The organism is Streptomyces solincola, assembly GCF_002982015.1.
Lineage (GTDB): Bacteria > Actinomycetota > Actinomycetes > Streptomycetales > Streptomycetaceae > Streptomyces > Streptomyces solincola.
Map to the genome: position 1 here is coordinate 1 of NZ_PVLV01000507.1, position 7,900 is coordinate 7,900.

The 7,900-nt window shown below is 74.6% G+C and carries 7 protein-coding genes; 4 read left to right on the forward strand and 3 right to left on the reverse strand.

Going from position 1 to position 7,900, the window contains the following annotated elements:
- Positions 1-155 precede the first annotated feature (155 nt).
- From C6N75_RS25895 to C6N75_RS25905, 3 genes are all read left to right on the forward strand, one after another.
- Positions 156-1,493, forward strand: a complete 1,338-nt coding sequence (locus tag C6N75_RS25895) for a coiled-coil domain-containing protein (RefSeq protein WP_407703278.1) — start codon at positions 156-158, stop codon at positions 1,491-1,493.
- A 236-nt stretch (positions 1,494-1,729) separates the two neighbouring features.
- Complete coding sequence (locus tag C6N75_RS25900; protein ID WP_105871301.1) at positions 1,730-1,951, forward strand: FmdB family zinc ribbon protein; 222 nt, start codon at positions 1,730-1,732, stop codon at positions 1,949-1,951.
- 73 nt (positions 1,952-2,024) lie between these two features.
- Positions 2,025-2,636: a DedA family protein gene (locus tag C6N75_RS25905; RefSeq protein WP_105871302.1), complete on the forward strand. Its 612-nt coding sequence runs from the start codon at positions 2,025-2,027 to the stop codon at positions 2,634-2,636.
- A 96-nt stretch (positions 2,637-2,732) separates the two neighbouring features.
- Here the strand turns inward: C6N75_RS25905 and C6N75_RS25910 are convergent, their stop codons facing one another.
- Genes C6N75_RS25910 through C6N75_RS25920 form a run of 3 tightly spaced genes read right to left on the reverse strand, consistent with a single transcriptional unit; the run spans position 2,733 to position 7,323 of the window.
- On the reverse strand, positions 2,733-3,551 hold the full coding sequence (locus C6N75_RS25910) for an HAD family hydrolase (RefSeq protein WP_105871303.1): 819 nt from the start codon (positions 3,549-3,551) through the stop codon (positions 2,733-2,735).
- Positions 3,548-6,160 (reverse strand): phosphoribosyltransferase, encoded by a 2,613-nt coding sequence (locus C6N75_RS25915; protein ID WP_105871304.1) that lies wholly within the window; start codon positions 6,158-6,160, stop codon positions 3,548-3,550. The genes C6N75_RS25910 and C6N75_RS25915 overlap by 4 nt, the downstream gene beginning before the upstream one ends.
- Entirely contained in the window at positions 6,157-7,323 is a 1,167-nt protein-coding gene (locus tag C6N75_RS25920) for an HpcH/HpaI aldolase/citrate lyase family protein (protein WP_105871306.1), read from the reverse strand. The genes C6N75_RS25915 and C6N75_RS25920 overlap by 4 nt, the downstream gene beginning before the upstream one ends.
- A gap of 162 nt (positions 7,324-7,485) precedes the next feature.
- On the opposite strand from C6N75_RS25920, the gene C6N75_RS25925 reads away from it, so the two are divergent.
- On the forward strand, positions 7,486-7,900 hold a 415-nt coding region (locus tag C6N75_RS25925), incomplete at its 3' end, for a TerD family protein (RefSeq protein WP_146132679.1).

A 7,900-nucleotide genomic window follows, 5' to 3' on the forward strand; every position in this document is an offset into this window, starting at 1 on the left:
TGGGGGGGTGGGGCCCCTCCCCCTTGCCAAGACCTACAGGCCCTCAGCGTGAACTGATCGTCCCGTGTGTTCGTCCCTAGCGGGTGGGAGAATGAACCGGTCGGGGCGGACACGGTACGGGAGCGGATGTGACGGTGACAGGCGTGCGGCGGTCCGTGAACGGCGTCCTCGCCCTGTTGCTGCCACCGGCGACCGTGCTGGCGGCCGTGGTGGCGCTTGCGGGGGCGGTGGTCCCGGCCGCGTTCGCCGGGGGCGGCACCCGGCGCTGGTTCGGCGGGCGCGGGGAGAACCGGCGGGCCGAGGCGCAGGCGGCCCGGGACGCCGCCGCCGAGGCGTTCTACGAGTTGGACACCGCCCAGCGGGGCCTGCGGATCTCCATCGAGACGATCGCCGCGGTGGACGCCTCCCCGGCGGGCCGGCGGGCGGTGGAGGGCTTCGCCGCTCTGGGGCGGCGCATCGACGAGGTCAGCCACACCTACATCACCGCCGTCGACGCCCACGACCTGGACCGCGACGACCTGGACCCCTCGGTCGCCGTCCGGGCCACCGGTGAGCTGAACCGCGCCAAGGACGACCTGGTGCGGACGCAGGGCGAGCTGGAGCGCTTCGAGCAGGGCCTCGCCCCGCTGCTGGAGAAGGCGGAGACGCAACTGGCCCGGCTGGCCCCGGCCGTCGAGCGGGCCAAGGCCGCGTTGCTCGGCGCGAGCAACGCCCTGGACGCGGCGCGCGCCTCCGGGCTGCGGGCCGACGAGCCGGCCGCCAGGCTGGCGGCCCTCGGACCGGAGCTGACCCGGCTCAACCAGGGCGCCGGGCAGCACGGCGTACCGGAGACGCTGCAGCGGGCCGACCGGGTGCTGCGGGAGGCCGAGGCGGTGCGGTCGGAGGCCGAGAGGCTGCCGCAGCGGGCCGCGGAGACTGACAAGCGGCTGGTGTCGCTGCGGACCAGGGCGCAGGCGCTGTCCCACCGCGCCGGCGGGGTGGAACCAGTGCTGAGCGAGCTGCGGCGGGGGTTCAGCGCCGCCTGCTGGCAGGACCTCCAGCCGGTGCCCGAGCAGGCCGCGGAGCACGTTCGGCAGGCCGAGGACCGGTTGAAGGAGGCCACCCGGGCGCGTGAGGAGCAGCGCTGGGCGGACGCCACGGCGCTGCTGGGGACGGTGCGGGCCCTGCTGAACAGCGCCGACGAGGCGGTGTCGGCCGCGCGGGACCGGCTGGACCGGCTGAACGCGGTCGCCCGGGATCCGCAGGCGGAGATCGAGCGCACCCGGTTCGCGGTCCGGGACGCCCAGAAGCTGGCGATGGCGGGCCGCAACACTCCCGATCCGCGCCACGCCCGACCGCTGGACGAGGCGGTGGCCCGGCTGGAGCGGGCCGTGGGGGGTCTGGAGGGCCGCCACCCCGACTACTGGCACTTCCTTCAGGAGACGGAGCGGGTGCGGGCGGCGGCGGCCCGGGTGGTGGAGATGATCCGCGAGGACCGCAGCGCCGGACGCTGAACCCGGCCGGGCCGCGCGGAGGACACGGCCCGGGGGCGGGCGGGCTCCCGGAATCGCGGCGACGGCAGGGCATCCGAGACCGGGGCGCGCGGGCTCCCGGGCTCACGGCGAGGGCGGAGCACCCAAGGACCGGGGCGGGTGGACTGCCGGGGCTCACGGCACCCGAGGGCTGGGGCGGGGTGCCTGGTCGCCGGCTTCCGCCTCGGGGCCGTGGCGGGCGCGGCTACCCTGTGGCCATGCCTCGCTACGAGTACCGGTGCCGCACCTGCGGTGACACCTTCGAACTGAACCGTCCCATGGCCGAGTCGGCCGCGCCCGCCACCTGCCCCGGCGGTCACGGCGACACCGTCAAGCTGCTGTCCACGGTCGCGGTGGGCGGCACCGCCAGGGGGTCGGCCCCCGCGCCCGCCCCCAGCGGCGGTGGCGGTGGTTGCTGCGGGGGCGGTTGCTGCGGCTGAACGCGGGCATCCGGAGCGGAGGATGATCGCTTCCTTCAGGGAGCCTTCAGCAACGCTTCTCTAGCGTGGGGCCATGGAACGCTGGATCAACAGTCTGATGGACGCGCTCGGCGCGCCGGGCGCGGGTCTCCTCATCGCCCTGGAGAACCTCTTCCCGCCGCTGCCGAGCGAGGTGATCCTTCCGCTGGCCGGATTCGCCTCCGCCACCGGCAAGATGAACCTGATAGCCGCGCTGATCTGGACCACGGCGGGCTCGGTCGTCGGCGCGCTCGCCCTGTACGGGGTGGGTGCGCTGCTGGGCCGCGATCGGACGGTCGCCATCGCGGGCAAGCTGCCGCTGGTGAAGGTCTCCGACATCGAGAAGACCGAGGCGTGGTTCGGGCGGCACGGCACCAAGGCGGTCTTCTTCGGCCGGATGGTGCCGATCTTCCGGAGCCTGATCTCCGTCCCGGCGGGCGTCGAGCGGATGCCCATCCCCATGTTCCTGGTGCTCACCACGCTCGGCAGCGCGCTGTGGAACACGATCTTCATCCTGGCCGGCTATCTGCTGGGCGACAACTGGGAGAAGGTCAGCCACTACGTCTCGCTGTACTCCAAGGGCGTGCTGGCGGTCGCCGCCGTCGCGGTGCTGGCGTTCATCGCGGTGCGGGTGTTCAAGAAGGGCTCCGGCGCACGCCGCGGCTGAGCCCACCCGCCCCGCAGTCCGCCGCCCGGTCCCGGCCGCCGGTTCCACCGCGCCCCTCGGCCCCGCCGCGTGCCCCTCAGCCCTTTCGTGTGCCCTTCAGCTCCGCCGCCCAGCGCCGGTCGCCTCGCTGAAGCGGCGGGCGATCTCCTCTCCCGCCAGCACCCCGGTGGCCTCCGTCACCTCGATGTGGTCCGCGTTCCACCCGGTCTCGGCCAGTTCGCCGTGGCCGGGCCGCCAGCCGCGGTCGGCGGCGAGCAGCAGGTCGGCGTCCAGCAGCGAGTCCCCGGCCGCCAAGACCCGGTCCGCCCCGGTGCGCCGGGCCACCTCGCGTACCGCCGCGCTCTTGGTGAGCGGCAGCGGCACGGCGTACACCTTGCGGCCCTGGAGCGAGACCGCCCAGCCGCGCGGGGCCGCCCAGGCCGCGAGCTCCTTCATCCAGTTGTCCGGCAGCAGCGCCCGCTCCACCACCAGGTAGGCGAACAGTTCCTCGGCGACGCGTTCCTTCAGCAGCCAGGCCGGGTCGGCGGCGGCCACCAGGTGGGCCCGCACCTCGGCGAGCGGGGCGCACTCGTCGGCCAGCCTGGCGGCGACCTGCCGCTGCCAGTCCGGGTCGCTGACGCCGTCCACCAGGATGTGCCCGCCGTTGGCGCAGACCGCGTACGGCGGCGGCGGCCCGGGCAGGTGGACGCGGTGGTACTGCTCCCTGGTCCGGGTGGTGGTGGGCACGAACACGGCCTGTCCGGGCAGTCCGGTCAGCAGCGCGGCCGCGGTCTCGGTGACGTAGGACAGCGGCTGGTGCTGGTAGATCTCCACGCACAGCAGCCGGGGCGCGTCGGCGTCCGGCATGGTCAGCCCGAGGGCGTTCGGCGAGTAGATCAGGGTGCGGTCGAGGTCGCTGGCGATCAGGGTTCTCACGGCCGGACCTCCCCATCGAGGGAGCCGCCGGGACGGTCGGAGCCGCCGGGGCCGCCGGAGGCTTCGGGGCCCGCCACCGTACGGCCGTCGGCACCGGTCGCGCCGCGGGTGTAGCGGGGGTGGATCAGTCCGACGCAGGTGTACGGCAGGCCGTCCACCTCCTCGACGGGTACGCCGCGCTGCTCGGCCAGCAGCCGCACATGGTCGAGGTCGGGGCCCGCGCCGCGCCGGGCCAGCACCTTCCACGGCACCCGGCGCAGCAGCACCCGGGTGGTCTCCCCGACACCGGGCTTGACCAGGTTCACGTCGTGGATGCCGTACTCCTCGCTGATCCGCTCCACCGCGGCCCAGCCTTCCCAGGTGGGGCTGCGGTCCGCAGCCGACAGCTCCTTGACGTCCGCGTCCACCAGGGCGGCGACCTCCTCGAAGCGGGCGGCGACGGCGGTGACGAACGCGCCGGAGACGTCCGTGCCGGACAGCTCGCGGTAGAACTTCGCACCGTGGTAGTCGTCCGGGCCGACCAGGTCCGCGCGCAGCACGGTCCGCGATATCAGTCCGGAGACGGTGGAGTTGAGGCAGGCGGACGGGATGAGGAAGTCCTCCCGGGTGCCGAAGGTCCGCACGCACGAGCCGGGGTCGGCGAGCACCGCTATCTCCGGGTCGAAGCCGCCGAAGTCGGCGAGTGCGGCGGCCAGTTCGCGGGTGATGGCGCCCTTGCCCGTCCAGCCGTCGACGAAGACGACGTCGGCCGGGTCGTGGTGGGCGGCCAGGTAGCGCAGTGCGTTGGCGTCGATGCCGCGGCCCCGCACGATGGAGACCGCGTAGTGCGGCAGGTCCAGGCCGTGGCGGTGCAGCGCCCAGCGGCGCATCAGGACGCCGACCGGCGTGCCGGCGCGGGCCAGCGACACCAGGACGGGCCGGGGCGAGCGCTCGGCGAGCACCGTCTCGGTGACGGTGCCGACGGCCTGTGCGATCCGGGCGGCTGACTGGTCGAGCGCGGACCGGTAGAGCGCCTGGTACGCCGCGGTGGGCTGGTATTCGACCGGCAGGGACTCCGCGTAGTGCGCCCCGCCGCTCTGCACCGCCTCCTCGCGTTCCTCCGTCGGGGCCTCCAGCTCGACGTGCGAGAGGTCCTGGAGCAGCCAGCCGACGTCCTCGGGGGCGTACGAGGAGAACGCCGGCCCGCGCAGCGGCTCGGCCAGGCGGGACGCCCGGGACGGACGGGACGGCGGGGACGGCGGGGACGGCGGACGGGACGGCATGGACTCCCTCTCGGAGGGGACGCGGGGCTCGGCGGGGACGTAGGAGGGGATGACGGCGAGCACGACGTGCGGGATGTGCGCGGCGAGCTGTGCCAGCAGGCCGCCGGGGGCGTGCAGCGCCGGGGTGTCGGCTGCCGAGTCCACGACGACGGCCACCGCGTCGAAGCCGGCGCCCGCCACGTTGTACGCGTACCGCTCGCCGGGCCCGTCGGCCGGGTCGTCGTGGGCGGGGAAGACCAGCCGGGTGCGGATGGCGTACCCGGGGTCCTCCACGGCCAGGACGGGCGAGCGGGTGGTGGTGGAGAAGCGGATGGCGGCGCCGCCGCGCCGCTCCAGGGCGACGCCGAGCGCCAGCGGCGCGTACATCAGCTCCTCGAAGCCGAGGACCAGCACCCGCCCGGGCCGCCCGGCCGTCTCCGTCCCGGTGCCGTCGGCGGCCGGTCCCAGGGCGTCGGCGAGGCGGGCGGCCATGGCGGGCAGGGCGGCGTCCAGCTCGGCCCGGTGGGCCGGGGTGAAGCCGTGCCGTCCGCCGTCCGGCACCCCCTGCGGCCAGCCCAGCTCCACTCGCCGCACCGGCGGGGAGGGGAGGTCCGCGAGGCCGGCCGCCGGGGCGCTCTCGTGGGCGGCGACCAGTGCGCGGCCCTTCTCCAGCACCCCTTCCGGCAGGTGCACGGCGCCGGCGGCGAGGGTGACCAGGTCGACCCGGGCCCCCAGGCCCGCGGCGAAGTCGGCCAACCGGTCGCGGTCGGCGGCCGAGCGCATGTCGACCAGGGCGGTGACGACATAGTGCGCGCGCGGGTGGCGCTCGTGCAGCGCCCGTACGGTGTTGAGCACGGTGTTGCCGGTGGAGAACTCGTCGTCGACCAGGACCAGCGGCCCGTCGCCCGCCAGCAGCCCGGGATCCTCGGGCAGCAGCAGGTGCGAGGTGGCGTGCGAGTGGGACTCCTCGAAGCCCCCGGCGGTGGCGACGCCGGGCACCGGGCGGCGGGTGGAGTGCAGATAGGGGGCGGCGCCCAGGCCGTCGGCGACCGAGTGGCCGAGGCCGGTGGCGGTCTCCGCGTAGCCGAGGACGACGGCGCGGGCGGCCTGCTCGGGGCCGAGCAGGTCCCGGACCCGCTCCCCGAGCCCGTACCCCGCGCGCCACACCACCGCCGGGCTCTGCGGGACGTGTTTGCCGAGCACGGTCGAGACCAGCAGATGGGCCCGCTTGGGGTTGCGGCGCAGCGCGAGGCCCAGCAGCCCGGGCAGGGCGGGGTCGCCGGTCAGCTCGACGCCCAGCCGTTCCGACACCCAGGCGCCGGGCCAGACGGCCGCGTCCCCGCCTGCTTCGTGCGTCCGCGCGCTCATGCGTTCAGTCCTGCCGCCAGCAGTTCCACGAATCCGACGTCCTCCCTGGCGACGCCGAACGCGTCGGCGCGCAGCAGGGTGCGTTCGGCCCAGGCGCGGTGCGGCTTCACCTCGTTCATCTTGTTGGTGTACGCGCTGCGCAGCACGCCTCCGCCGTCGCGTTCGGGCCGGAGGATGTCCCGTGCGTCGCTGTACTCCTCGTGGCTGACGACGGACAGCGCGTGCACCGGCAGCACGTGGGAGGGGTGGATGCAGGTCTTGCCGAGGAGCCCGTTGGCGCGGTCCAGCTCGATCTCGCGCAGCAGGCCGTCCATGTCGTGCTCGATCAGGGCGGTGCGCAGGGCGTCGGCGCGTTGTTCCATGAAGGGGCTGCGGCGCAGTTGCGGCTTGAACATGCGCTCCTGGAGCCGGAAGTACTCCCAGACGGGGCCGCTGATGGTGAAGCCGGTGCCGTCGGAGCGGCCGAGGACGTTGACGACGTCGCCGATGACCCCGGCGACGATCTGCACGTCGTAGGCGGTGAGGTGGGGTGGTCTGCGCAGCCCGTAGGCGGAGCAGAAGTCGGTGACGCCCAGGCGCAGGGCGAGGATGCGGTCGCGGTGCTTGTCGACGGTGCGGGCGATGCCGGCGAGGGTGTCCTGCCGGGTCTCCAGGTGGAGCAGCTCGGGGGATTCCAGCACGGGCATGGCGAACAGCCGCCGTCCGGCGTCCGCCTCGGCGGAGATCAGCGCCTCCAGGAACGGAACGCCGCGTTCCTCGGTGAACTTCGGTAGTACGAATCCGGACAGCAGGCGGACGGCGGGGCCGAGCCGGCGCACCAGGTCGGGGAGCTGCGCCGGTTCGCGGACCCGGATGAACAGCAGCGGCAGCGGCTCGTCGCCGCGGGCGTCCAGCTCGGCGAGGTGGCGGACCAAGTTGTCCTCGGCGCCGGCGACGTCGGCGTCGTCGATGGAGTCCTCCAGGCACAGCACCATGGAGACCACGCCTTGGCGGGCCAGTTTGACCAGGTCGTCGGCGAGGCGGGGGCGGGTGGCCGGGCTGTAGAGGGTGGCGCCGAGCGCGGTGGCGAGCACGTGCGGCGGCGAGTCCGCCGTGAAGTCGCCGGGCTCGCGGTGGAAGAGACCGGCCCGGACCGCGGCCGGGATGTACCCGAAGTGACGCATGTGCTCCCCGTCCGGCCGGCTGGCCTTCGACATGTGGCCGGTAATAGTACGTAGGGGCGGGTGTCCGCAGTTCCCCGTGTGCGTGAACGACGGGTAACCGCGGGCGGCGCGGGCAACCACCCGCGTTGTCCGGTCCATGGTCGGCCAGGCAGGATGGCGGGCATGACGCACGCCATGCCGAAGGGCTCGAACGTCCCGCTCGACGCTGCCGCCGTACGGGCCGTCCTGTGCTGGACCCCGGGTCCGGGGGTGCCGGACGTGGACGCCTCGGCGCTGCTGCTGGGCCGGGGCGGCCGGGTGCGCAGCGACGAGGACTTCGTGTTCTACAACCAGCCGCGGCACCCCTCCGGTCTGGTGCGGCGACTGTCGAAGAAGCGGGTGGCCGAGGGGCTGACCGACACGGTCGAGGCGGACCTGGCGGCGCTGGACACCTCGGTGGAGCAGGTGGTGCTGGCCGCCTCCTCGGACGGTGACACGTTCGCCCGGGTGCGGGATCTGCGCATCCTGCTGTACGACGCGGGGCCCGGGGCCGGGTCGTACAGCAGGATGCGCAGATCCCGCACCCGGGCGAACGTGT

Excerpts from the sequence above, each read along its gene's own strand:
- C6N75_RS25900 (WP_105871301.1), top strand. The coding sequence starts at position 1,730 with ATGCCTCGCTACGAGTACCGGTGCCGCACCTGCGGTGACACCTTCGAA.
- C6N75_RS25905 (WP_105871302.1), top strand. The coding sequence starts at position 2,025 with ATGGAACGCTGGATCAACAGTCTGATGGACGCGCTCGGCGCGCCGGGC.
- C6N75_RS25915 (WP_105871304.1), bottom strand. The coding sequence starts at position 6,160 with ATGAGCGCGCGGACGCACGAAGCAGGCGGGGACGCGGCCGTCTGGCCC.
- C6N75_RS25920 (WP_105871306.1), bottom strand. The coding sequence starts at position 7,323 with ATGCGTCACTTCGGGTACATCCCGGCCGCGGTCCGGGCCGGTCTCTTC.